This window comes from Vibrio sp. UCD-FRSSP16_30, from assembly GCF_001676025.1.
Lineage (GTDB): Bacteria > Pseudomonadota > Gammaproteobacteria > Enterobacterales > Vibrionaceae > Vibrio.
On record NZ_LZFW01000006.1, the window covers coordinates 38,539 to 61,692 of the forward strand.

Sequence of the window (23,154 nt, forward strand, 5' to 3'; positions counted from 1 at the left end):
AATTGATCAAAATAGTTTTGCTATACTCAGCATTCTCACTCTTAACGTAAAAGCTATTATTACTTTGTCTATCTCTCATTGGCTATCAGCCGCTAGACCTAAAACATTGCCACTGGCTTTAACTTCCATTGTTACAGGGAGTTGCTTAGCCTACACCCACCAGCATTTTTCTTGGAGTGTCAGCTTACTTTCATTGCTAACCGCAACCTTGCTACAAATATTATCAAACCTTGCCAACGATTATGGTGACTCTCAGCAAGGAACCGATAATCAAGATAGGCTTGGGCCAACAAGGGCAATACAGTCTGGTGAGATAAGTAGCAAACAAATGAGAATAGCAATGACAGCCTGCTCTATTTTGAGTTTAGCTGCTGGACTGGCTCTTATTCTAACATCATTAACCACCACAACCGATATTATGATTTTTCTTGGTTTAGGTGTGTTAGCCATATTTTGTGCAATCGCGTATACCGTAGGCAACCGACCATATGGCTACATGGGCTTAGGTGATCTTGCTGTTTATGTGTTCTTTGGTTTGCTTGGCGTCGGTGGCACATTTTATCTGCATACACTCAGCATATCAGCCGACTTATTTTTACCAGCAACCGCCACAGGCTTACTGGCCGTGGCGGTATTAAACGTGAACAATATGCGTGACTTAGACAATGACCAAGCTTTTGGTAAAACCACCATGGCTGTTCGGCTAGGCTTACCTAAAGCTAAGTTATATCACGCGTCTTTAATATCAATCGCATGGCTAGCCTACTTCGCCTTCATATTAAATAATCATTTCAGCCTATTGAGCTTACTGATAACTATGATTATCTTAGTACCTAGCTTCTTACATTTGCGTGCTCTACATAACGCGAAAGACAGCTTAGCGATAGCTCCGCTGATGGCCGATGTGGTAAAACTGGCTTTAATTGCTAACCTATTATTTTCTTTGGCAATTATTGTTTAGTAAAAAAGTTAACTGGCATCCGTTTTCAATTGCCATTGCAAGATATACTCAAGCATAGAAATACTAACTTAGAAGGTGACACTGATTATGGAATACAACACTTCAGCCCTGTGTGATGTCTACTTAGATCAGGTTGATGTCGTAGAACCAATGTTTAGCAACTTTGGTGGCCGCGCATCATTCGCAGGTCAGGTAACCACCATCAAGTGTTTTGAAGATAATGGACTGATACGTTCTGTTCTTGAGCAAGATGGGCAAGGTCGAGTATTACTTATTGATGGCGGTGGTTCATTAAGAAGAGCGCTGATCGATGCTGAAATAGCTTCTATTGCCGAAGATAATGAATGGGAAGGTATTGTTGTTTATGGTTCCGTCCGTGAAGTGGATGAACTAGAAGACATGAATATCGGTATTCAAGCATTAGCTTCTATTCCTGTTGGTGCAAGCCAAACAGATATCGGTGAAACTGACGTCCCGGTAAACTTTGGTGGTGTGAGTTTCTTACCAGAAGATTACCTCTATGCGGATAATACGGGCATTATTTTATCTCAAGAGCCCTTAGATACAAACTTTGAAATTGAAGAAGGCGATGTAGAATAACCCTTCTCCCTTGAACAAATTTAGAAAGCAGAGCGAGTTATTCGCTCTGCTTTTTTTGATTAAAAACAAAGCAAACTCGAATAATCACCAGTATTGGTAAAATAATTGCCTAACATCCAAACACTTGCAATAAGTTTCAGATAATCTTCCTCTTCTACGAACAAAGGAAGCGGTGGAATGACCAAAGAAAACAAGAGCCAAATAGCTAAGTTAGCTGTTTGTATCCTTATACCAATACTCATACTCTTAATGCCAAGTGCTTGGATTCCGATTCACGATCTTAGTGTCGTTCAGCATCGTCTATTGGCTATTTTCATCATGTCTGCCCTGCTTTGGGTACTTGAACCTGTTCCTGTGTTCGCCACTTCCATATTAATCATTACCCTTGAATTGATTTTCTTATCAGACAGAGGGCTTAACATCTTACGCCTCGATCATGCTAATGAAGCATTTGGCACACTGATTCCTTATACCGATATATTAGGCTCATTTTCATCTCCCATTATTATCTTGTTTATGGGTGGATTTGCGCTTGCCATTGCTGCCTCTAAATATCAATTGGATAACAACCTAGCGCGAGTGTTATTAAAGCCATTTGGCACGCAACCTAAGTTCATCATGTTAGGTCTAATGTTGATTACCGCTGTGTTCTCGATGTTTATGTCAAACACGGCCACAACCGTAATGATGCTTGCTCTGTTAGGGCCAATTGTTGCCTCTGCCAAACCTGGTGATCTTGGTATTAAGGCACTGGTACTGTGTATACCAATCGCCGCCAATACCGGCGGTATTGCCACTCCAATCGGTACGCCGCCCAATGCCATTGCCTTACAATATCTCACAGGTGAGAACAGCATCGACTTTCTTAGTTGGATGATGTTCGGTCTACCATTTGTCATTATTCAATTAGCTATTGCTTGGGTTTTGCTACAAAAACTGTTCCCCTCATCAGAAGATAAAATGGTTCTTTCATTAGAGGGTAAATTCCTTAAATCTTGGCAGGCTATAGTGGTTTATGTCACCTTCGCTTTAACCATAGTGCTTTGGATGACCACCAAACTTCATGGCATGAATACCTATGTTGTCTCGGTCATTCCTCTGGCGGTATTTACTCTGACCGGCATTATGGGCAAAAAAGAGATCAAACAAATTAACTGGGATGTACTTTGGTTGGTTGCAGGTGGTATTGCCATCGGACTGGCATTAGACAAAACGGGACTTGCCAAAGGGCTTGCTCACTCTATTGATTATCAAAGCCTATCGCCTGTGGCAGTTGTTATTACGCTATCCATCATTTGTTGGCTGATGGCTAACTTTATGTCCAACACCGCAACCGCAAACTTACTCATGCCTATTGCAGCTGCGATAGGTGCATCAATGCCAAGCTTAGTATCAGTAGGAGGCTTACAAGGATTACTTGTGGTTGTCGCCTTCTCTGCATCACTTGGTATGATCTTACCTGTATCCACACCACCTAACTCACTCGCCTATTCCACCGGCTTTATTGAAAGCAAAGATATGGCAAAAACTGGGATTATTCTTGGCATAGTTGGTTTGGCACTGGTTTACGTTGCTATGTTTTTATTAACTTAGGATTTCTATTAACTTAAAGCTTTTATTAACGTAAACCACTCTCTCATATAGGTTTTATCTGGATGTAGAAGGTACCAAATTTTATTTTAGAAGGAAGAAGTTATGTTTGTCATAGCCCATAGAGGGTCAAGGAGTACCCACCCTGAAAATACGCTACTTGCATTTGAAAATGCATTAGAAGGAGGGGTGAAAGCAATAGAATTGGATATTCATCAACATCAAGGTGAGTTTTGGGTGATTCATGATCGCTGGGTGAATCGCACCACTAATGGTTCCGGTCCTCTTAGCTGGTTTTCAGCTAAAGGCCTCAAAGAGCTTGATGCAGGCCAAGGGGAAACCATCCCCACCTTAAAAGAGGTGCTACGACATCTATCCGGTCGCTGCGCGCTTAATATAGAGCTCAAAGGGGTTGATGATATGACCGCCTTATTTGAGCATCTTGATTACGCCATCAATGAGTGTGGCTTTAATGCTGACCAATTACTGATTTCATCATTTAATCACCATTGGTTAGCAGAGCTTAATCGTCAACGTCCAGAATTTAAACTTGCGGCATTAACAGCAAATAAGCCGATTGGATTGTGTCAATTTGCTCAAGAGCTCAACGCCTATAGTATTAATATCGATCTGGATGTCATTGATGGTGAAATTGTCGATGATGCAAAAAAACGAGGGTTAAAAGTCTTTGTTTATACCGTCAATCGAGAAGAAGATTGGAAGCGATTAAGCACCATGGGTGTCGATGGTATATTTTGTGATAATCCAAATGAAGCGGTTAATTACTTTTTTACCACCACAACCCAACATAAAAACTGGCGCTAAAGGCAGATAGCCCCTGTAATCTATCTTAATTCAAGGGTTTATAATCAGTATAATATGATGCATATTGAGGTTATCTATCATCAACCACAATGTGCATCATGGGATACGAATGGTTGGCTCTCGCCGCAGCCTTCTTATGGGCAATATCTAGCCTAATATCAGTCAAACCTGCTCGTCATTTAGGTCCTTTTGCCTATAGCCGATGGCGCATGGGCTGTACCGCCGTCATGCTGACTGCCATGGCCGCCTTTACTGGTGGATGGAGCACAGTAACGTCAGGACACGTCGCGCCAATGGCCCTATCTGGTTTTATTGGCATATTCATTGGTGACACCGCTCTTTTTGCTTGTATGAACCGTATGGGCCCACGACGTGCAGGATTACTCTTTTCTTGTCATGCCGTATTCTCGGCGGTGATTGGTTACTGGCTGTTTAACGAACAATGGCAGGGACCTGAATTGCTGGGCGCGATACTGGTTTTTTCCGGGGTTGTGATTGCGATTTTCTTTGGCCGAAAACAAACCGAGCAACATGACTGGGAATCACTCAAGGGTAAAATGAATATAGGCATTGCTATTGGCCTACTTGCCGCACTGTGTCAGGCGCTAGGTGGCATCATTGCCAAACCTGTCATGCAAACCAGTGTCGACCCTATTGCCGCCTCAGCAATAAGAATGATCGCAGCATTTTTGGCTCACTCACTGTTTTTGTTCACCGGTGCCAAGCTGGCAAAACCTAAGTCGCCGATCAACCTCAGAATTTTTGCCATTACCGCATTAAATGGCTTTTTAGCCATGGCCGTAGGCATGACTCTGATTTTATACGCACTACAAGAAGGGAATGTGGGAATGGTAGCTCTGCTGTCTTCTACCACCCCAATAATGGTTCTGCCACTGCTTTGGCTTATCACTAAACAGCGCCCTAATCGTTACGCATGGTATGGCGCGATATTAGCAGTGGTAGGTACTGGCATTATCGTTAGCTAAGCTCTCGAAAACGGAAAAGCCGTAATATCATCAATATGTGCTTGCTGACACGCAAGCATAATTAATCGATCAATGCCTAATGCCACCCCTGAGCAATGAGGTAATCCATGACGCAGAGCGTCTATTAAATGGTAATCAATCGGCTGAGACTGTAAGCCCATTTGCAGACGCTTGGCATTATCCTGCTCAAAACGTTGTAATTGTTCATCGGCATCATCAAGCTCATGAAAACCATTGGCGAGTTCGATGCCTTTATAATAAACCTCAAAGCGATCAGCGACACGGCTATCCTTCGCGTTAATCTTTGCTAACGCAGCTTGAGAAGCGGGAAAGTCATACACAAATACTGGCGCTTCTAGCCCTATTTTTGCTTCAACCCCAATGCTAAATAATAGCTGTAATAAGGTATCTCTATCTTCTTCTGGTTCGGCAATATCAGCAAGACCTAACTCTTTAGCAACTAACTTGAGTTGTGCCATCGAAGATTCTAAAGGACACACCTTCAACACTGATATAAAGGCGTTTTGATAACTGATGCGCTGGGCTTTGTCACAGCTTAAAACCAACTGCAATAACTGGTCCATTTCGTCCATTAAATCATGATGATCAAACGCGACGCGATACCACTCTAATAGCGTAAATTCAGGGTTGTGATAACGCCCTGCTTCTTCATTGCGAAAGGCTTTAGCAATCTGATAAATACAGCCACTTCCCGCGGCCAACAATCGCTTCATATGAAATTCAGGGCTAGTCATAAAATACAGCTGTTTTCCGTCAGCATATCCCGGACCAATGAATTGAGTTTGGAAAGTATGCAGGTGAACATCAGTGACTGTGGCATGACTCATTGCGGGTGTATCCACTTCCATTACATTTCGCTGAGCAAAAAACTGCCTAATTTTAGCGATGATATCGGCTCGTTTTTTTAACGATGATAATTGGGCAGAGGGCTGCCAGTTGAGAGTAGTCATAAAATAACACCTGAAATAAGTTGAATAATAATCTCTAATTCACTGCCTATTTTGGCATGATAACGATCACACTCCCTGCTCTTTTTAGATTTTTTCACATTAAACATTCGAAATAATTAGATAAATCAATTTTTTCGAAGCGCGTATCCCATAGAATGGCTCGTAACAATCTTGTCTATCAAAATTATAAGCAGGAAAGTCTGCCTACACTCTGGAGGATACTGTGAAAGTACTACACACAGATATCGCGGTAATCGGCGCAGGTGGTGCCGGTCTTCGAACTGCTATCGCAGCAGCAGAAGCAAACCCTGAATTAGAAGTTGCGTTAATTTCCAAAGTTTACCCTATGCGCTCACACACTGTGGCTGCTGAGGGAGGCTCTGCCGCTGTCGTTAAAGATGAAGACAGCTTAGATAATCACTTCAATGATACCGTTGGTGGTGGCGACTGGCTTTGCGAACAAGACGTGGTTGAATACTTCGTCAAAAACGCGACCCGTGAAATGATCCAAATGGAGCAGTGGGGCTGCCCATGGAGCCGTAAAGAAAATGGCGAAATTAATGTACGTCGTTTTGGTGGCATGAAAGTAGAACGTACTTGGTTTGCTGCCGATAAAACTGGCTTCCACATGCTACATACCCTCTTCCAGACTTCGATTAAATATCCACAAATAAAGCGTTTTGATGAATATTTTGTTGTTGACCTATTGGTTGTCGATAATGAAGTTCAAGGTCTGATTGCCATCCATATGGCAGAAGGCGAATTAGTTACTATCAAAGCTAAATCAGTGGTTCTTGCAACTGGCGGTGCAGGTCGTGTTTATCACACCAACACCAATGGTGGTATCGTAACCGGTGACGGCATGGCAATGGCTTATCGTCATGGTGTTCCGCTTCGTGATATGGAGTTTGTTCAATATCACCCAACGGGTCTTCCTGGCACTGGTATTTTGATGACCGAAGGTTGTCGTGGTGAAGGCGGTATCATCGTCAATAAAGATGGCTATCGTTACCTTCAAGATTACGGCATGGGACCTGAAACTCCAGTCGGACAGCCTAAGAATAAACACATGGAGCTTGGCCCTCGCGATAAAGTATCGCAAGCATTCTGGCATGAGCAACAAAAAGGCAACACCATCAAACACCCTCTAGGGGATGTTGTTCATCTGGATCTACGTCATCTTGGTGAAGAGTACCTACATGAGCGTCTACCTTTCATTTGTGAATTAGCCAAAGCATACGTCAACGTTGACCCTGCTAAAGAGCCAATTCCAATTCGTCCAACGGTTCACTACACCATGGGCGGTATTGAAACTGATCCAAATTGTGAGACTCGCATTAAAGGCTTATTCGCCGTTGGTGAATGTGCTTCTATTGGTCTGCACGGCGCGAACCGTTTAGGCTCTAACTCTTTAGCTGAATTTGTTGTATTTGGTCGCGTTGCCGGTGAAGAAGCCGTTAAGCATGCCTCTGAGTTTAAAGGCTGGGATGATGACGCTATTCAAGCTCAAGTTGAGCTTGTTGAAGCTCGCATCGACGCATTGATGAATCAAGAAGGCGACGAAAACTGGGCAACTATCCGTACCGAAATGGGTAATGCGATGGAAGCTGGCTGTGGTATCTATCGAAGTGAAGACTTGATGCAAGAAACCATAGATAAGCTAACCGAGCTTAAAGAACGCTATAAAAAAATCAGCATTAAAGACAAAGGTAAGGTATTTAATACTGACCTGCTGTACGCCATTGAAATTGGCTACGGGCTGGAAGTGGCAGAAGCTATGGCTCACTCCGCATTATTGCGTAAAGAGTCTCGTGGAGCGCACCAGCGTCTTGATGAAGGCTGTACTGAGCGTGATGATGAAAACTTCTTGAAGCACTCATTAGCTTTCTACAAACCAAACAATGCACCAAGCATCGATTATAGCTCTGTGACCATCACTAAATCACAACCAAAAGCTCGTTTATACGGAGCTGAAGCTGAAGCTGCGGCTGCAGCAGAAGAAAAAGCAGCCAGCGATGCTGCAAATAATGCAGAGGAGCAAGAGTAATGCCAGCTCGAATTCAAAAAGTAGATATTCTGCGTTACGACCCAGAAAAAGATTCAAAGCCGTACTTGCAAACATTTGACGTACCATTTGATGACACAATGTCAGTACTTGATGCGCTTAGCTACATCAAGGATAACCTAGATAAAGACTTAGCTTATCGCTGGTCTTGTCGTATGGCGATCTGTGGTTCATGTGGCATCATGGTTAACCAAGTACCAAAACTTGCTTGTAAGACCTTCCTACGTGACTACCCTAACGGCCTAACAATTGAAGCCTTAGCAAACTTCCCAATCGAAAAAGATTTAATCGTAGATATGACGCCATTTATTGAGCGTTTAGAAGCGATTAAACCTTACATCATTGGTAACGACCGCACGCCAGAAGATGGAACGAATATCCAGACTCCTGAGCAAATGGCTCGCTATAAGCAGTTTGCAGCTTGTATCAACTGTGGTCTTTGTTACGCAGCTTGTCCTCAATTTGGCTTAAACCCAGATTTCTTAGGCCCTGCGGCACTGACTATGGCTCATCGTTACAACCTAGACAGCCGTGATGACGGTAAGCAAGAGCGTATGGAGCTTATCAATGGTGAGAACGGCGCTTGGGGCTGTACCTTTGTCGGTTACTGCTCTGTTGTATGTCCAAAGAGCGTTGATCCTGCTGGTGCGGTAAACCAAGGCAAAATTGAATCTTCAAAAGACTTTGTTATTGCGATGTTGAAGCCGGAGGATGCGTAATGAGCAATCGTAAACCCTATGTTCGCGAGATGAATCGCACCTGGTGGAAAGATCATTCTTTTTACCGCTTCTATATGCTGCGTGAAGCAACGGTTCTTCCTTTGGTTCTGTTTACCCTTTTCATTACTTTTGGCCTAGGTTCGTTGGTTAAAGGTCCTGAAGCGTGGGCAAGCTGGCTAGAGTTTATGGCGAACCCTGTTGTGATCATTATTAATATTTTGGCACTGCTGGGTAGCTTATTTCATGCGCAAACGTTCTTTAGCATGATGCCTCAAGTTATGCCTATGCGCTTTAAAGGTAAGGCTGTCGATAAAAAGACAATCGTACTGGCGCAATGGGCAGTGGTTGCTTTTATCTCTCTAATTGTTCTCGTCATTGTATAAGGAGTCGAATGTGATTAACAAAAACCCAAAACGTTCAGACGAACCCGTATGGTGGGGACTGTTTGGTGCTGGTGGTTCATGGTTTGCCATGATCACTCCTGTGACCATTTTTGTTCTAGGTATTCTGGTTCCGTTAGGCATTATTGATGCACACGCTATGAGTTACGAACGTGTGTCTACCTTTGTAACCAGCATTATTGGTGGCCTATTTGTCATCGGTACTATTGCACTACCTATGTGGCACGCAATGCACCGTATCCATCACGCAATGCACGATCTTAAATTCCATACTGGCACTACCGGAAAAGTTGCAGCTTACTTTATAGCAGCGTTTCTAAGCGGCCTTGCGGTTGTGTTTGTATTTATGGTCTAGCTTTAGCTAACAAACAAAAGGCCGCTGTTCTTATCGAACAGCGGCCTTTTTTAATGCAGAATAATCAATCGATTATTTTACACGTCCAACGTATTCGCCAGAGCGTGTATCACACTTAACAATTTCACCAATTGAGATGAATAGAGGTACGCGAACTACAGCACCAGTAACCAGTGTTGCAGGCTTGCCGCCAGTACCTTGAGTATCACCTTTTAGGCCAGGATCTGTTTCAACAACTTCCAGATCAACAAAGTTTGGTGGAGTAACGACAATTGGGTTACCATTCCACAAAGTGATCATACAAGTGTTATTCTCAACTAACCACTTAGCATTCTCACCAACCGCTTTTACGTCAGCTGCAATTTGCTCAAATGTTTCGCTGTTCATAAAGTGGTAGAATTCACCGTCCGAATATAGATAATCTAGGTCGACATCCAGAACGTCAGCAAGCTCAAAAGATTCACCTGACTTAAATGTCTTCTCTAGAACTTTGCCAGACAGTAATTTACGAACTTTAACGCGGTTAAACGCTTGGCCTTTACCTGGCTTAACGTATTCATTTTCTAGAATTGAGCATGGCTCGTTATCGAGCATGAACTTTAAACCGCCCTTAAATTCATTGGTACTTACAGTAGCCATTTTTTCCTCTTTATATTCTTAGAGTATGTTTTAATGCCGCATATAATAACCCAAAAACCTGTATCTGTTGAACAAAACTGGTTACAACAACTGGCGAATGGGATCTCAGATCCAAGCAAATTGCTCTCAATGCTTGATATTAACCCTCAAGATTGTGCAAATAGTTTATCAGCACGCAAACTTTTTGCGCAGCGAGTCCCTATAAGCTTTATCGAGAGAATGGAAAAAGGCAATCCCAATGATCCGCTTTTGATGCAAGTATTGCCGGTTGATGCGGAATTTAATGAAGTGGCTGGCTTTACAACCGATCCTCTAGAAGAGCAAGGAAACCAACAACCGAGCTTGCTGCACAAGTATAAAAGCCGAGTGCTTCTAATTTTAAAAGGCAGTTGCGCGGTCAATTGTCGCTACTGTTTCCGCCGTCACTTCCCTTATGAAGATAACAAGGGTTCCAAGTCCATCTGGCAACAAAACCTAGAATATATCGCGCAGCATCCACAGATAAATGAAGTGATTCTTTCTGGTGGCGATCCATTGATGGCAAAAGATCATGAATTGGAATGGCTAATACAACAAATAGAAAAAATTGAGCATGTACGAACATTGCGTATTCACTCTCGATTACCAGTGGTTATCCCTGCCAGAGTGACCGAAGCACTGTGCTCAATGCTAAAACAAACATCGCTAAATACTGTTTTAGTCACTCACATTAATCACCCTAATGAGATTAACCGTGAACTTACAACCGCAATGTCGAAGTTAAAGCAAAGCAACGTGACGCTACTCAACCAAAGCGTCATGCTAAAGGGAATTAATGATGATGTCGCGACGCTGACACAACTTAGCGAGCAACTCTTTAATGTTGGGATATTACCTTATTACATGCATGTACTAGACAAGGTACAAGGCGCTGCGCACTTCCATATTAGTGATGAAAAAGCGAAAGCATTAATCGCGGAGCTAATGACGGAAGTATCAGGATATTTAGTGCCTACCCTGACTCGAGAAGTGGGCGGAAAAGGCAGTAAAACGCCATTAGACTTACATTTAGAATAAAAAAAATCTGGCGAGGTTAGCCCTCGCCAGATTCAATATATTGTTATTGCGGATTACTTAGCAAAGTTCACAATAGGGAAACACTTAAAGAAACCGTTATCAGCACAGTTAATAAGCCCTATTTGTACACCTTCAATTTTGTCTGTCTTATTAAAGATACCTAGCTGGAAAGTCGAAGTTTTTGAGATACTTGCAATCGCAACATCCGCTACGGTTTTGCCTTCAGAGTAGTTTGCAAGACCCAAGTTTAGACCTTTAACATTGTTAGTAATGTTCACAGCACTGATGTTAGCACCCGTTGTATTACCCGGCATCCAGTTAAACAAACCGAAGGCTGCACCTGTCATTTGTTTGTTAACCTTAGCACCACCAAAGAAAATACCTAAGTTTACCCCAGTCATTTTATCACGCTCTGACATACCCAATACTGAGATATCAAGACCGGTTACTTCCGTTACTTGACCGTGCAATACAGAAAGACGAACACCACCAACAGAGTTAGCATTTGGCGCATTAAAGCCATTAATCGAAGAAAACATAACAGGTGTGCTATCTGCCATTGCAAATGGAGAAGCAAGTGCCGCCGCAGCTGTTAGTGCTAATAGTCGTTTTTTCATTTTAAAATCCATCTTATTGTGAATAACTTAACTGGTTTGATATGCAAACCCTGTAAAATTAAGCATAAAACAAAATAAACTTATTGCATATAAAATATGACTTTTTAAACCACTAATAAAAAAAAACCTCTGCATTAGCAGAGGTTTATAATCAACTTCAGTAAAAATCGACGTTTTTAGGCATCAATACCGCGAGATTTTAAGAACTCAGCGTAAGTGCCACGGAAATCGATAATTTGATTGTCTTTAATTTCCAAGATACGTGTTGCCAGTGAGTCAACAAAAACACGGTCATGAGAAACGAAGAACAAAGTGCCTTTGTAGTTTTCAAGCGCAAGGTTCAAAGACTCGATAGATTCCATATCCATGTGGTTAGTTGGCTCATCCATTAATAGGATGTTAGGTTTATGCATCATGATCTTACCTAGTAGCATACGACCTTGCTCACCACCAGAAAGAACTTTAACTGATTTCTTAATATCGTCCTGACCAAACAGCATACGACCAAGGAAGCTGCGTACAACCTGCTCATCGTCGCCTTCTTGACGCCATTGCGCCATCCAATCAAATACTTTGAGATCTTTCTCAAAGTCATGCGCATGGTCTTGAGCGTAATAGCCAATGTTTGAATTTTCTGACCATTTATACTCACCACCGCGAGGAGCAATAGCACCTGCTAGTGTGTTTAATAGCGTTGTTTTACCCACGCCATTTTCACCAATAATCGCCACGCGCTCACCGACTTCAAAAATAGCATTGAAGTTAGTGTATAAATCATCTTCAAAACCTTGAGTTAGGTTTTCAAGAATCAATGCATTACGAAATAGCTCTTTAGATTGCTCAAAACGAATGAATGGGTTTTGACGGCTTGATGCTTTTACTTCATCTAGCTGGATCTTATCAATACGTTTAGCACGAGAGGTGGCTTGTTTTGCTTTTGATGCGTTTGCAGAGAAACGAGATACGAAAGTTTGCAGCTCAGCAATTTGCGCTTTCTTCTTCGCATTATCAGACAATAAACGCTCACGAGCCTGCGTTGCCGCTGTCATGTATTCGTCGTAGTTACCTGGGTATAGACGAAGCTCACCGTAATCTAAATCGGCCATATGCGTACATACAGAGTTTAGGAAGTGACGGTCATGCGAGATAATGATCATGGTGCAGTTACGTTGGTTTAACGTCTCTTCCAACCAGCGAATCGTGTCCATATCCAAGTTGTTGGTAGGCTCATCAAGTAGCATGATATGCGGGTCAGCAAATAGAATTTGCGCAAGAAGCACACGCAGTTTCCAACCAGGAGCAACTTCGCTCATTAGGCCAAAGTGCTGTGATTCAGGAATACCCACACCCAAAAGCAATTCACCTGCTTTTGCTTCTGCCATGTAACCGTCCATTTCAGCGAACTCAACCTCAAGGTCGGCCACTTTCATGCCATCTTCTTCACTCATTTCTGCCAATGAGTAAATACGGTCACGCTCTTGCTTTACAGCCCATAGCTCTTTAAAGCCCATGATAACTGTATCGATAACAGTGAATTCTTCATAGGCAAACTGGTCCTGGTTTAGTTTCGCTACACGTTCGTTTGGATCGTAGCTAACATTACCACCTGAAGGCTCAAGCTCTCCGCTCAAGATCTTCATGAATGTGGACTTACCACAACCATTTGCACCGATCAGACCATAGCGATTACCTTCGCCAAATTTAACCGAAATGTTTTCAAATAGTGGCTTAGCACCAAATTGTTGAGTGATATTAGCTGTGGAAATCAAACCAGACCCTTATGCATTGAGAATTTAACCGCGCAAAGGTACTCGTTTGCGCTAAAAATAGCCAGTAAAGTTTGAACTAGCCCATATCTTTATAGATAAAAACTAGCTAACCACCAAACGATGACCTTCATTAACCGGCTCAAAATCAATAAAATGCTCGATGGCCTCTAATGAATCTTCAGCGTAGTGCGTCACATACAACAACTGGCTCATGTTGGTCTTTGCGATACGGTTTAAAACAAAGAACACCAACTTACGGTTAATGTAGTCTAGTCCTTGATAGGGTTCATCTAACACCAACAATGCAGGTTGCTTAATTAAAGCTCGGCCAATGAGCAGTAAACGCTGTTGTCCATAATCAAGGGTTTTAAAACCGACTTTTTCAAATTCACTCATTTCTAAAACGTTTAGCCACTGCTGAGCAATTTGGATTTGTTTTTTGCTCGGCTGTTCATACAGGCCAATGCTGTCAAAGAAGCCAGATAACAACACATCCAATGAACTGCAATTGACTCGGTATTGCAGATGCAACGCCGATGAAACAATGCCTATCTGCTTTTTGATGTCCCAAATACTTTCACCAGAACCACGCTTCATTCCGAGCACAGTAATGTCGTTGCTATAACACTGAGGGTGATCCCCCATAATTAGGCCCAGCAAGGTGCTTTTCCCACAACCATTGGGACCACGAATCTGCCAGTGCTGACCTATCTTGGCTTGCCAATTAAAGTCTTTGAAAATAACACCATCGAGATACTCCACTTTGACATTGTTCATATCGATAAGTGGGTCATGAAGCGTCTTCTGCTCATGATAAGATTCAATTAACTCAAATACACCGCCACCTTTTTGTTGCGACAGTTTCTTGATGTGTTGCTTAATCGGGTGATTATGCCATTCATCTAAGGTCATGGTTTGAGTTAAAGAGTGATGATCAAACAGCGCCACATGGCTAATGCAAGCAGGCAATTCGTCTTCACGAGAGGTAATGACGATTAACTGCATTTGTTGAGCGCAACGATTAAGCAATTGGCTGAGCGCCAATCGATGATCTTTATCTAAACCAGTATATGGCTCATCTAAAATTAATAACTCAGGTTTAGTGACTAAAGCGCGAGCAAGCATTGCACGTCTTGTTTCACCGGTAGATAACTGGCGAAACGGACGTTGACGCAGAGCTTGTAAATCCGTTTTATCAATCACATCATCAAGCTCTGATTGAGAACAACCCATATTAGAAATTAGCTGTTCTACCGTTGACCCATAATCAATACTGTCTTGAAAATCGGTCTCATCCTTGGCAATTTCTTCTTCTAACAAACGTTGTTGATGCAATAAAGACACACAGGCAATGCGTTGAGGGCTATCAGAGATCTCACCTGAGTTAGCACTTAACTCACCACTTAATAACTGAACAATGAGCGCTGAGCACTGGCTTTGTGATGAGAAGATCCCCCAGTGTTGCCCCGCCTCAATATGCCAATCCGCTATTGATAGCGCCGCCATGCCATCTTTGTATTTAAGTTTCTGTATGTGCATCATTGTTCTCTAACTGTTTCGATGAGCTTAGTGTGCAAGATATTTTGGGATAAGACTAGTCACTGACAAACATAAAAAAAGCACCACTTAAATAAGTGATGCTTTGGTTTTAGGAGAGCTAACCTATCGATAAATAATCATAGATAGGTTGTCAATGTCTCTACAACTGATGAATAGAAAGCGCTTTGCTTAAAAAGTCGAAAGTCACTTTATAAGCAGCTGTGGTTTCCGGAGTGAACCGAATATTGCCACCATTTTCATCAATCGCTAGTGAATCACTGGCAATAGAGACATCGGTAAATCCATGCTCACATTCTCCCCAATCACCACACGTGATTTTAAACTCATAGCCTGTTGTCGCAGTTAGTTCGCCTGTTGTAAACGACACAACTACTCCATCTTCCTCAACAAAAACCATTTTACGATCATCGGAATGATCCCAATCACCGGAGATTGAACCAGGGATATACCACTCTTTATCCACGTAACTCTCAACTAGTTTAGCCTCCAGAACTTCAGGATTAGCCGTATCAGTCGCGTTTAAGGCAAACTCATACATTCCCATTTCATTGACTTCAACTAAGCAGTTTTCATCACTACAGCCAATGGCACTATCCCAATCACCCAGTGTAAATTTATACTCAGCATTTTCACTTAAAGCCAATTTGGTGCTATACACACCGTTGGTTAAATAAGGTACTTCTATAGTTGCAGGATCCCAAGATGCCATAGGGAAGTTACCTGTAATATAAACAGTTGATGCGCCAAACGGTGGTAAATCCTGATCTTTTTCAACAACTGCTAAACCCTCACCTTGTGAGTCGCTCTGAGGCAGAACAAACACAGCAGTGGTTAATGCAGGAACAACAAACGTTCCCTCGGAGAATGTTGCAGTACTCACAATTGAATCGGCAGAGGTTGCATGAACATCGTGAAGTTCAAAACCTGTCACTCCCTCAATATCAAAGCTTTGTGCTGCTGACGAAGCGTTAATGATAACGACAATCGCATCATTATTTGGATCAAGATCCTTACCGGCAGAAATACCATCATCAATAGACATAACGATTAGGCCTTGGGTTTGCCCTTCACCTACGTTACGGAAATCGACACGCTTCATGACCTCTTCTTTGGAACTCAGTAAGAACAGTTCACTAGAGTTACGAATTTGCAGTAACTCAATAAATTGTTGCTTCGCCAGTTCAATATCTTGGACACTTGGTTCGTTGGTGCTATCGGCAATAATTTCAGAGATTAAATTCCAATTTGCACCATCTTTGTCAAAACGAGGTAATCCAACGTTCCAGTTATTATCTGAGCCATCAAATTTGACTCGATTAAACCAATCGCCAGAGTCATAAGAATCTCGCTGCATTGATTTAGAACGAAGTAGCTCCGATCCCATATGGATAAATGGAATACCCTGCCCCATCATCACAATAGATAAACCAAGCGATTGCATACGCGCTCGCTCATCTGAAGGTACATCTTTTGCCGATTTATAGGCATTGTTGTCCCAGAACGTTTGGTTATCATGCTTAGAGACATAAGAAATATTCTCTGAAGGATCTTGTGTGTAACCGGCAGGAGCACCGTTGTAGTCAATACTGCTTCCCTTTTGAGTCGCACCTGCATAATCAACTAGAATAAAGTCCGCCAAATTACCCGCCATACCCAAGCGCACTAAATCTTGATTATGTAATAGGTCTTCAGTTTCTTCTTCGCTCATTGCTCGACGTTCATTTGGATAGGCTGCATTAGCAAAACCCTGATTTCTGCGCAAACCAGTACCGTCGCCATCAAATGGGCTACCGCCACGCACAGCATCACGCAATCGATCAGAGAAAGTACCTATACCTGTTCCGGCCATATTAATTTGGGTTGCTTGCTCAAAACGCGCATTATTGGCAACTTCACCAAAGTCCCATCCCTCGCCATAGAACAAAATATCAGGACGAATTTTGCGGATTTCTTCTAGCGCTTCAATCATGAGATCTTTAGGTTGATGAGCCATGAGATCAAAGCGGAATCCATCCACATTATAATCTTTTGCCCACGTCACTAATGAGTCAATCATTAGCTTACCCATCATCAAGTGCTCTGTTGCTGTGTTGTCACAACAAGTTGAGTTTTCTACGCCACCCGTATTCACATTTAAACGGTGATAGTAGCCAGGGACAATCTTATCTAATACTGACTTATCATTGGTACCAGAAGCATTGGTATGGTTATAAACCACATCCATAATCAATTTAAGATCCATGTCATGAGTGGCTTTAACCATCTCACGAAACTCTTTCACGCGGGCAGAGCCATCAGCATTGGTCGCATAACTTCCTTCTGGAACCGTATAATGGAATGGGTCATATCCCCAGTTAAAGCTGTCTAAATCACGTAAATCGTTCATCAGAAGCTGTACTTGGTCAGTGGTAGGATCGTAGCTTTGTAAGACGCTATCTAAAGTAGCGTTTGAATCCTCAACATCACACACGACTGCGCTTGGTCTAATGTCACAAAGATCGCCGACAGTATCATTTATATCAACGGTTTCTTCTTCATTTACGGTGGCAATATCAAAGGCTGGAAGAATGTGGAGAGTGTTTAAGCCTGCCGCTTGAAGATCCTTAAGGTGACTAACGGATTCACGATCTTGTTCAGTAAGAGCAAGGTATTTTCCGTTGAGGCTTGCCGTTCCCTTGCTATCACTGAAACTAAAGTCTCTCAGGTGCGATTCATAAAGTACATGAAACTCATCTAAGTACTCTCCATCACTGTTTTTAGGCGTTTCTGGTCTATCGTAGTTATCCCAATTATCTGGTTTAAGATCCGGATCGTTATCTAAATCGACAACTTGAGAATAGGTAGAATTAGCGGAGACACTTAAAGAATAAGGGTCCGTCACCATCACTGTTTCAATTTGCTTAGTGGTTGGGTGATACACCGTTACTTCATAGCGATAAAACTGGTCTACAACATCGAGTACTTCGTCAGACTCCCAGATACCTGTTTGCATGTTCTCAGTTAATGGAACTTGCTTAATCTGTTCTTTAGCTGAGTTATAAATATAAAGATCGACATTCTGAGCTGTTGGAGCCCAAAGTTTGAATACTGTAGTTGAGTCATTAACGATAGCACCAAGCTGTTGTGAAATAGCATTACCTGCGCCCTCACGAACAAATACATCATCCAATACACCGGCTTTTTGTATTTCAGTTGAACTCGTTAGTTTATCTTCTTCATTGTAGGTCGCTAATATAATCTGACTTTTTAATATCTTATTTAACGTAGTATCTTCAACATTAATATGCGTTGCCGTTAGCCCAGCAAGGTGTGGGAAACGCGATTTAAGCTCATCACTTAAACTGCCTTCGATTTGCAAAGCAACCGACGTTCCACCAACAATATCTTTAGACTCTACATCAAGAGTCATGCTGTTGGTTGGTGAATAATAAAGTACTACTTTTTCGGCATGTGCAGCCGCTTCCAAACCAATAGTTTGTTTGTCTAACCAATGTGCTTTTTGCCCATCAATGGCAGTTGGTCGCTCAGCAATAGGTTCATAATAAAGTTCACTACTGCCATGGAAGCCAAATAAGCTACGAGTTTCGCCAAGTTGCGTGAGCTGTACTTTGTGATTAGCACTGCCAAAGCCTTTTTCATCACCCTTATGCAGGATAAAGTTCATACATTCATGTGGATCAGACGCTAACTCATCCACTTTCAGGACATAGTAAGCACCGTAAGTTCGATTAAAACCAGTCGCTAGGTAAGGTTCAGCCCAGCTAGTACCAGAGTCGCTGATACCCATGTCTTCTAAGTCAGTACTGGTACAACCCTCACCATTCCACAAGTGCAGACCCCAGTCGTCATAGTCACTTTCTGCAGCACCATCACGCTTATAATAGATAACAACTTCATCAGCTTGCGGTGGATAAAGGGCTTCATTGCCAGGAGTATCATCAGGGATAGGTGGATTGTCAGGAGAGACGGTATCGTCTCCACACCCAGAGAGTAAAGCGGCGACTAGCATCGGCATAGTCGCCTTCGCCAGTTTATTCACGTTAAAATTCATCTTCCTTCCTCTATGTCGTTCTTATTATGATTACATTCAAGATTGGCTCTTGATAGACGGACATATTAGTGAAGAACTCAAACTACATAACGTGATTAAACCCAAACAAAACCATTAAAAACAAACACATAAGAAGATAAAAGAATACGGTCACACATTGCAGGCATACAAAATATTATCGCACTCAATGTTTGTACGCTGAGTCGCTACGCCCCAAAAGTAGCGATGTACGCCCTCTTGTATACCCCGATTAGCATAATCATCATTGCCACCTCACACATTGTGCTTGAATGCTGTTTTTAACCCACAAAAAAACGGGAGCCTASTAGGCTCCCGTTTCTAATTTAAAGGTGACTGATGTGCTTACATCATGCCAGGCATACCGCCCATTCCACCCATGCCGCCCATATCAGGCATTGCTGGTGCATCGCCTTGTGGCTTATCAGTTACCATTGCTTCGGTAGTGATCATAAGACCAGCAACAGAGGCTGCAAACTGAAGTGCGCTACGAGTTACTTTAGTTGGGTCAAGGATACCCATCTCTAGCATGTCGCCGTATTCGCCAGTTGCTGCGTTGTAGCCGTAGCTACCTTCGCCTGCTTTAACGTTGTTTGCTACTACAGATTCTTCATCACCAGCATTTGCTGTAATTTGACGAATTGGTGATTCCATAGCACGTAGAGCAACGCGGATACCGACGTTTTGCTCTTCGTTGTCACCAGTAAGCTCTGTTAGCTTAGATGCAGCGCGAATTAGAGCAACACCACCACCAGCAACTACGCCTTCTTCAACCGCTGCGCGAGTTGCTTGTAGAGCATCTTCTACGCGGTCTTTTTTCTCTTTCATTTCAATTTCAGTTGCTGCGCCAACTTTGATAACAGCAACACCGCCAGCAAGTTTTGCTACGCGTTCTTGAAGTTTTTCTTTGTCGTAGTCAGAAGTTGCATCTTCAACTTGCTGACGAATCTGAGATACGCGAGCGTTGATTGCCACTTCATCACCAGCACCATCGATGATAGTCGATGTTTCTTTAGTGATAGATATGCGCTTAGCTTGACCTAGGTCTTCTAGAGTCACTTTTTCAAGATCTAGACCGATTTCTTCAGAAATCACAGTACCGCCAGTTAGGATAGCGATGTCTTGAAGCATTGCTTTACGACGGTCACCAAAACCAGGTGCTTTAACAGCAGCAACTTTAACGATACCACGCATGTTGTTTACAACCAGTGTTGCCAGTGCTTCACCTTCTACATCTTCAGCGATGATAAGCAGTGGACGTGATGCTTTAGCAACCGCTTCTAGGGTAGGAAGAAGCTCACGGATGTTTGATACTTTCTTATCGATAAGAAGAACAAATGGGCTTTCTAGATCAACAGAACCTGCTTCTTGGTTGTTGATGAAGTAAGGAGATAGGTAGCCACGATCAAACTGCATACCTTCAACTACGTCTAGCTCATCTTGTAGAGCCTGACCTTCTTCAACAGTGATAACACCGTCACGGCCAACTTTTTCCATTGCTTCAGCAATGATGTTACCGACAGTTGCATCAGAGTTTGCAGAGATAGTACCAACCTGAGCGATAGCTTTAGTATCTGCACATGGTTGAGACAGTGTTTTAAGCTCTTCAACTGCTGCAATTACTGCTTTGTCGATACCGCGCTTAAGATCCATTGGGTTCATGCCCGCAGCAACCGCTTTTAGGCCTTCAGTGATGATGGATTGTGCAAGTACTGTTGCAGTTGTTGTTCCGTCACCAGCAGCATCATTTGCTTGAGATGCTACTTCTTTAACCATTTGTGCGCCCATGTTTTGGAACTTGTCTTCAAGTTCAATTTCACGCGCTACAGATACACCATCTTTAGTGATCGTTGGTGCACCAAAAGATTTGTCTAGAACGACGTTACGGCCTTTAGGACCTAACGTTACTTTTACTGCGTCAGCTAGAACGTTGACACCTTCTAGCATTTTGATTCGTGCGTCGTTACCAAATTTAACGTCTTTAGCAGCCATTTTTTAATTCCTTTCTAAATTCGATTCTATTTTTAGTTGTTGATTCAGAGAATGGGGACTTATTCAACAATTGCCATGATGTCATTTTCAGACATGATAAGAACTTCTTTTCCATCAATCTTTTCAGTCTTAGTGCCGTAGCCTTCAGCGAAGATCACTGTGTCACCAACTTGAACGTCTAGAGCTTGAACAGTGCCGTTCTCTAGAATGCGACCTTTACCGACAGCAAGGATTTTACCGCGAGTAGATTTCTCAGCAGCAGAACCAGTTAACACGATGCCGCCAGCAGATTTTGATTCAACTTCTTGACGCTCAACGATAACTCGATCATGTAATGGACGGATATTCATCGATTGATTCTCCTAAATAATGTTTCTAACAAATGATTGCCGTTTCTTGGCTAGTGAAGAATATGTTGGGGGCAATCCGTGTGATCGCAAGGGCCTGAATAGAGTTTTTTATAAAAACTTAATATAAGTGTGCGCTTTGATAACCCACCGTCATTATTACTTCTCTGGTTGAATGTTATGTTACAGGTTATTCTAAGCGCCCATACAGAACAGCAGAATATCAATGCAGCGCGATAAACAAGGGCAAGATAAGCACGGACTACTCACCGCTCCCATAGACAAGGTATTGCGTCAAATGACTCTGCCTATGGTGCTAGGTATTGTTGCTATTTTAATGTTTAACCTTGTCGACACTTTCTTTATCTCACTGCTTGGAACTCAGGCCTTAGCCGCCATCAGTTTTACCTTCCCTGTTACCTTTGCCATGAATTGCATCACTATGGGCATAGGGATGGGGCTCTCCACTTTTGTTGGACGATTATTAGGTCAAAAGCAACCAGAGCAAGCGGCTAGATTTTCTAGTCATGGCATTTTATTGGCATTGGTATTGGTGTGTATTACATCATTTATCGGGCTACAAACTATCGATCCGCTATTTACACTGCTAGGTGCTAAAGCTGAGCTGCTGCCTCTCATCGACCAGTATATGTATATATGGTATCTAACCATTCCACTGCTGGTGATTCCGATGAGTGGCAATGCCGCTATCAGAGCTTGTGGTGACACTAAAACACCGGCAAAGATAATGATAATTGCCGGTGTTATTAATGGCATATTAGACCCATTATTAATCTTTGGTATTGGCCCCTTCCCGGAATTGGGCATCCAAGGGGCTGCCATTGCCAGTGGTATTAGCTGGTTTGGTGCAATGCTCTGTGCGTTTTATATATTAGTAGTTAAGGTTAAGCTGCTAGCCAAGCCGATACCAAAACAGCTATTAAGTGATTGGAAAAGCATATTACAAATAGGCACACCTGCGGCTCTATCTAATGCATTAAATCCTTTAAGCGCTGCCATTTTTATGACGATATTAGCCAAGCACGGAACAGAAGCTGTGGCTGCCTACGGAGCAGCACAACGCATCGAATCTCTGATGCTCATTGTCCTTATGGCGCTTACCTCAGTATTGACCCCTTTTATGTCACAAAACTTAGGGGCGAATAATCCCCAGCGAAGCTTCAAAGCACTGTTTATGTGTATGCGTTTCTCGCTATTTTTCCAGCTGCTGCTGTTTATTATGATGGTGCCACTGAGCAGTCATCTGGCAAACTTATTCAGCCAAGAACAAAGTGTGAATCATCTATTGTGGCTATATCTAGTCTGCGTGCCTGTAGGCTATGGATTTCAAGGGATTATCATGTTGTTGGTGAGCAGTTTAAATGCCATGCACAAACCGATATCGGCCTTTACTTGGAGTTGTTTACGCCTATTTGTATTCACCCTTCCTTGTGCATGGTTAGGCAGTCAATGGTTTGGTATTACCGGCCTATTTATTGGTATCGCATTGGGTAATGTCATTGGCGGAGTTGCGGGGTACTTGTATGCGTCAATGCTGTGTCGCAAAATCCTAAATGAAAAAAGCCCCGCTTAATCACTAAGCAGGGCGACTTGTTTAATCTAAGGATCAGT

Annotated in this window: 19 protein-coding genes; 11 read left to right on the forward strand and 8 right to left on the reverse strand. The window is 42.6% G+C overall.

All coding sequences use genetic code 11. The annotated features are described in order from the left end of the window. The first annotated feature begins 58 nt into the window (after positions 1–58). The 5 genes from A9260_RS04930 (at position 59) to A9260_RS04950 (ending at position 4,962) form a co-directional block, all read left to right on the forward strand. Positions 59–961, forward strand: a complete 903-nt coding sequence (locus A9260_RS04930) for a 1,4-dihydroxy-2-naphthoate polyprenyltransferase (protein ID WP_197485250.1) — start codon at positions 59–61, stop codon at positions 959–961. 87 nt (positions 962–1,048) lie between these two features. Continuing rightward, positions 1,049–1,561 carry a ribonuclease E activity regulator RraA gene (gene rraA / locus A9260_RS04935; RefSeq protein ID WP_068696781.1) on the forward strand — a complete coding sequence of 171 codons (513 nt, stop codon included), beginning with the start codon at positions 1,049–1,051 and terminating at the stop codon, positions 1,559–1,561. Positions 1,562–1,738: 177 nt separating this feature from the next. Continuing rightward, a complete protein-coding gene (locus A9260_RS04940; protein ID WP_068696783.1) occupies positions 1,739–3,154 on the forward strand; it encodes an SLC13 family permease in 1,416 nt (471 codons plus the stop codon). 102 nt (positions 3,155–3,256) lie between these two features. Further along, entirely contained in the window at positions 3,257–3,976 is a 720-nt protein-coding gene (locus tag A9260_RS04945; RefSeq protein ID WP_068696785.1) for a glycerophosphodiester phosphodiesterase, read from the forward strand. Positions 3,977–4,074: 98 nt separating this feature from the next. Then, positions 4,075–4,962 (forward strand): DMT family transporter, encoded by an 888-nt coding sequence (locus tag A9260_RS04950; protein WP_068696786.1) that lies wholly within the window; start codon positions 4,075–4,077, stop codon positions 4,960–4,962. Here A9260_RS04950 and epmA read toward each other — a convergent pair. Further along, positions 4,959–5,933: an elongation factor P--(R)-beta-lysine ligase gene (gene epmA / locus A9260_RS04955; RefSeq protein WP_068696788.1), complete on the reverse strand. Its 975-nt coding sequence runs from the start codon at positions 5,931–5,933 to the stop codon at positions 4,959–4,961. The two genes, A9260_RS04950 and epmA, sit on opposite strands and share 4 nt — an antisense overlap. A gap of 223 nt (positions 5,934–6,156) precedes the next feature. On the opposite strand from epmA, the gene frdA reads away from it, so the two are divergent. Genes frdA through frdD form a run of 4 tightly spaced genes read left to right on the forward strand, consistent with a single transcriptional unit; the run spans position 6,157 to position 9,473 of the window. Further along, entirely contained in the window at positions 6,157–7,980 is a 1,824-nt protein-coding gene (gene frdA / locus A9260_RS04960; protein ID WP_068696790.1) for a fumarate reductase (quinol) flavoprotein subunit, read from the forward strand. Next, entirely contained in the window at positions 7,980–8,717 is a 738-nt protein-coding gene (locus A9260_RS04965) for a succinate dehydrogenase/fumarate reductase iron-sulfur subunit (RefSeq protein ID WP_068696792.1), read from the forward strand. The genes frdA and A9260_RS04965 overlap by 1 nt, the downstream gene beginning before the upstream one ends. Beyond that, the gene (gene frdC / locus A9260_RS04970) at positions 8,717–9,100 is read left to right on the forward strand and encodes a fumarate reductase subunit FrdC (RefSeq protein ID WP_068696794.1); all 384 of its coding nucleotides are present in this window, start codon (positions 8,717–8,719) and stop codon (positions 9,098–9,100) included. The genes A9260_RS04965 and frdC overlap by 1 nt, the downstream gene beginning before the upstream one ends. A gap of 10 nt (positions 9,101–9,110) precedes the next feature. Next, the gene (gene frdD, locus A9260_RS04975) at positions 9,111–9,473 is read left to right on the forward strand and encodes a fumarate reductase subunit FrdD (protein WP_068696796.1); all 363 of its coding nucleotides are present in this window, start codon (positions 9,111–9,113) and stop codon (positions 9,471–9,473) included. Positions 9,474–9,545: 72 nt separating this feature from the next. On the opposite strand, the gene efp is transcribed toward frdD, so the two are convergent. Continuing rightward, entirely contained in the window at positions 9,546–10,112 is a 567-nt protein-coding gene (gene efp, locus A9260_RS04980) for an elongation factor P (RefSeq protein ID WP_068696798.1), read from the reverse strand. Positions 10,113–10,145: 33 nt separating this feature from the next. Between efp and epmB the strand changes: the two genes are divergently transcribed. After that, positions 10,146–11,168: an EF-P beta-lysylation protein EpmB gene (gene epmB / locus A9260_RS04985; RefSeq protein ID WP_068696801.1), complete on the forward strand. Its 1,023-nt coding sequence runs from the start codon at positions 10,146–10,148 to the stop codon at positions 11,166–11,168. Positions 11,169–11,221: 53 nt separating this feature from the next. Here the strand turns inward: epmB and A9260_RS04990 are convergent, their stop codons facing one another. The 6 genes from A9260_RS04990 to A9260_RS05015 all read right to left on the reverse strand — a co-directional run bounded on the left by A9260_RS04990 (position 11,222) and on the right by A9260_RS05015 (position 21,525). Then, entirely contained in the window at positions 11,222–11,785 is a 564-nt protein-coding gene (locus tag A9260_RS04990; RefSeq protein ID WP_068696803.1) for a VC2662 family protein, read from the reverse strand. 176 nt (positions 11,786–11,961) lie between these two features. Continuing rightward, positions 11,962–13,554 carry an ABC-F family ATPase gene (locus A9260_RS04995; RefSeq protein WP_068696805.1) on the reverse strand — a complete coding sequence of 531 codons (1,593 nt, stop codon included), beginning with the start codon at positions 13,552–13,554 and terminating at the stop codon, positions 11,962–11,964. Positions 13,555–13,656: 102 nt separating this feature from the next. Next, positions 13,657–15,093, reverse strand: a complete 1,437-nt coding sequence (locus A9260_RS05000) for an ATP-binding cassette domain-containing protein (protein WP_068696806.1) — start codon at positions 15,091–15,093, stop codon at positions 13,657–13,659. A gap of 160 nt (positions 15,094–15,253) precedes the next feature. Further along, positions 15,254–19,165, reverse strand: coding sequence for a pullulanase-type alpha-1,6-glucosidase (gene pulA / locus A9260_RS05005; protein ID WP_068696807.1), 3,912 nt, complete (start codon positions 19,163–19,165; stop codon positions 15,254–15,256). 363 nt (positions 19,166–19,528) lie between these two features. Next, complete coding sequence (groL, locus tag A9260_RS05010) at positions 19,529–21,175, reverse strand: chaperonin GroEL (protein WP_068696809.1); 1,647 nt, start codon at positions 21,173–21,175, stop codon at positions 19,529–19,531. A 59-nt stretch (positions 21,176–21,234) separates the two neighbouring features. After that, the gene (locus tag A9260_RS05015; RefSeq protein WP_068696811.1) at positions 21,235–21,525 is read right to left on the reverse strand and encodes a co-chaperone GroES; all 291 of its coding nucleotides are present in this window, start codon (positions 21,523–21,525) and stop codon (positions 21,235–21,237) included. Between the two features lie 223 nt (positions 21,526–21,748). Here A9260_RS05015 and A9260_RS05020 point away from each other — a divergent pair, with 223 nt between their 5' ends. After that, complete coding sequence (locus A9260_RS05020; RefSeq protein ID WP_068696812.1) at positions 21,749–23,116, forward strand: MATE family efflux transporter; 1,368 nt, start codon at positions 21,749–21,751, stop codon at positions 23,114–23,116. Positions 23,117–23,154 lie beyond the last annotated feature (38 nt).

What these genes read in the sequence shown, in the direction of transcription:
- rraA (WP_068696781.1), top strand. Translation starts at nt 1,049, where the DNA reads ATGGAATACAACACTTCAGCCCTGTGTGATGTCTACTTAGATCAGGTT.
- A9260_RS04940 (WP_068696783.1), top strand. Translation starts at nt 1,739, where the DNA reads ATGACCAAAGAAAACAAGAGCCAAATAGCTAAGTTAGCTGTTTGTATC.
- A9260_RS04945 (WP_068696785.1), top strand. Translation starts at nt 3,257, where the DNA reads ATGTTTGTCATAGCCCATAGAGGGTCAAGGAGTACCCACCCTGAAAAT.
- A9260_RS04950 (WP_068696786.1), top strand. Translation starts at nt 4,075, where the DNA reads ATGGGATACGAATGGTTGGCTCTCGCCGCAGCCTTCTTATGGGCAATA.
- epmA (WP_068696788.1), bottom strand. Translation starts at nt 5,933, where the DNA reads ATGACTACTCTCAACTGGCAGCCCTCTGCCCAATTATCATCGTTAAAA.
- A9260_RS04965 (WP_068696792.1), top strand. Translation starts at nt 7,980, where the DNA reads ATGCCAGCTCGAATTCAAAAAGTAGATATTCTGCGTTACGACCCAGAA.
- frdC (WP_068696794.1), top strand. Translation starts at nt 8,717, where the DNA reads ATGAGCAATCGTAAACCCTATGTTCGCGAGATGAATCGCACCTGGTGG.
- efp (WP_068696798.1), bottom strand. Translation starts at nt 10,112, where the DNA reads ATGGCTACTGTAAGTACCAATGAATTTAAGGGCGGTTTAAAGTTCATG.
- epmB (WP_068696801.1), top strand. Translation starts at nt 10,146, where the DNA reads ATGCCGCATATAATAACCCAAAAACCTGTATCTGTTGAACAAAACTGG.
- A9260_RS04990 (WP_068696803.1), bottom strand. Translation starts at nt 11,785, where the DNA reads ATGAAAAAACGACTATTAGCACTAACAGCTGCGGCGGCACTTGCTTCT.
- A9260_RS05000 (WP_068696806.1), bottom strand. Translation starts at nt 15,093, where the DNA reads ATGCACATACAGAAACTTAAATACAAAGATGGCATGGCGGCGCTATCA.
- pulA (WP_068696807.1), bottom strand. Translation starts at nt 19,165, where the DNA reads ATGAATTTTAACGTGAATAAACTGGCGAAGGCGACTATGCCGATGCTA.
- groL (WP_068696809.1), bottom strand. Translation starts at nt 21,175, where the DNA reads ATGGCTGCTAAAGACGTTAAATTTGGTAACGACGCACGAATCAAAATG.
- A9260_RS05015 (WP_068696811.1), bottom strand. Translation starts at nt 21,525, where the DNA reads ATGAATATCCGTCCATTACATGATCGAGTTATCGTTGAGCGTCAAGAA.
- A9260_RS05020 (WP_068696812.1), top strand. Translation starts at nt 21,749, where the DNA reads ATGCAGCGCGATAAACAAGGGCAAGATAAGCACGGACTACTCACCGCT.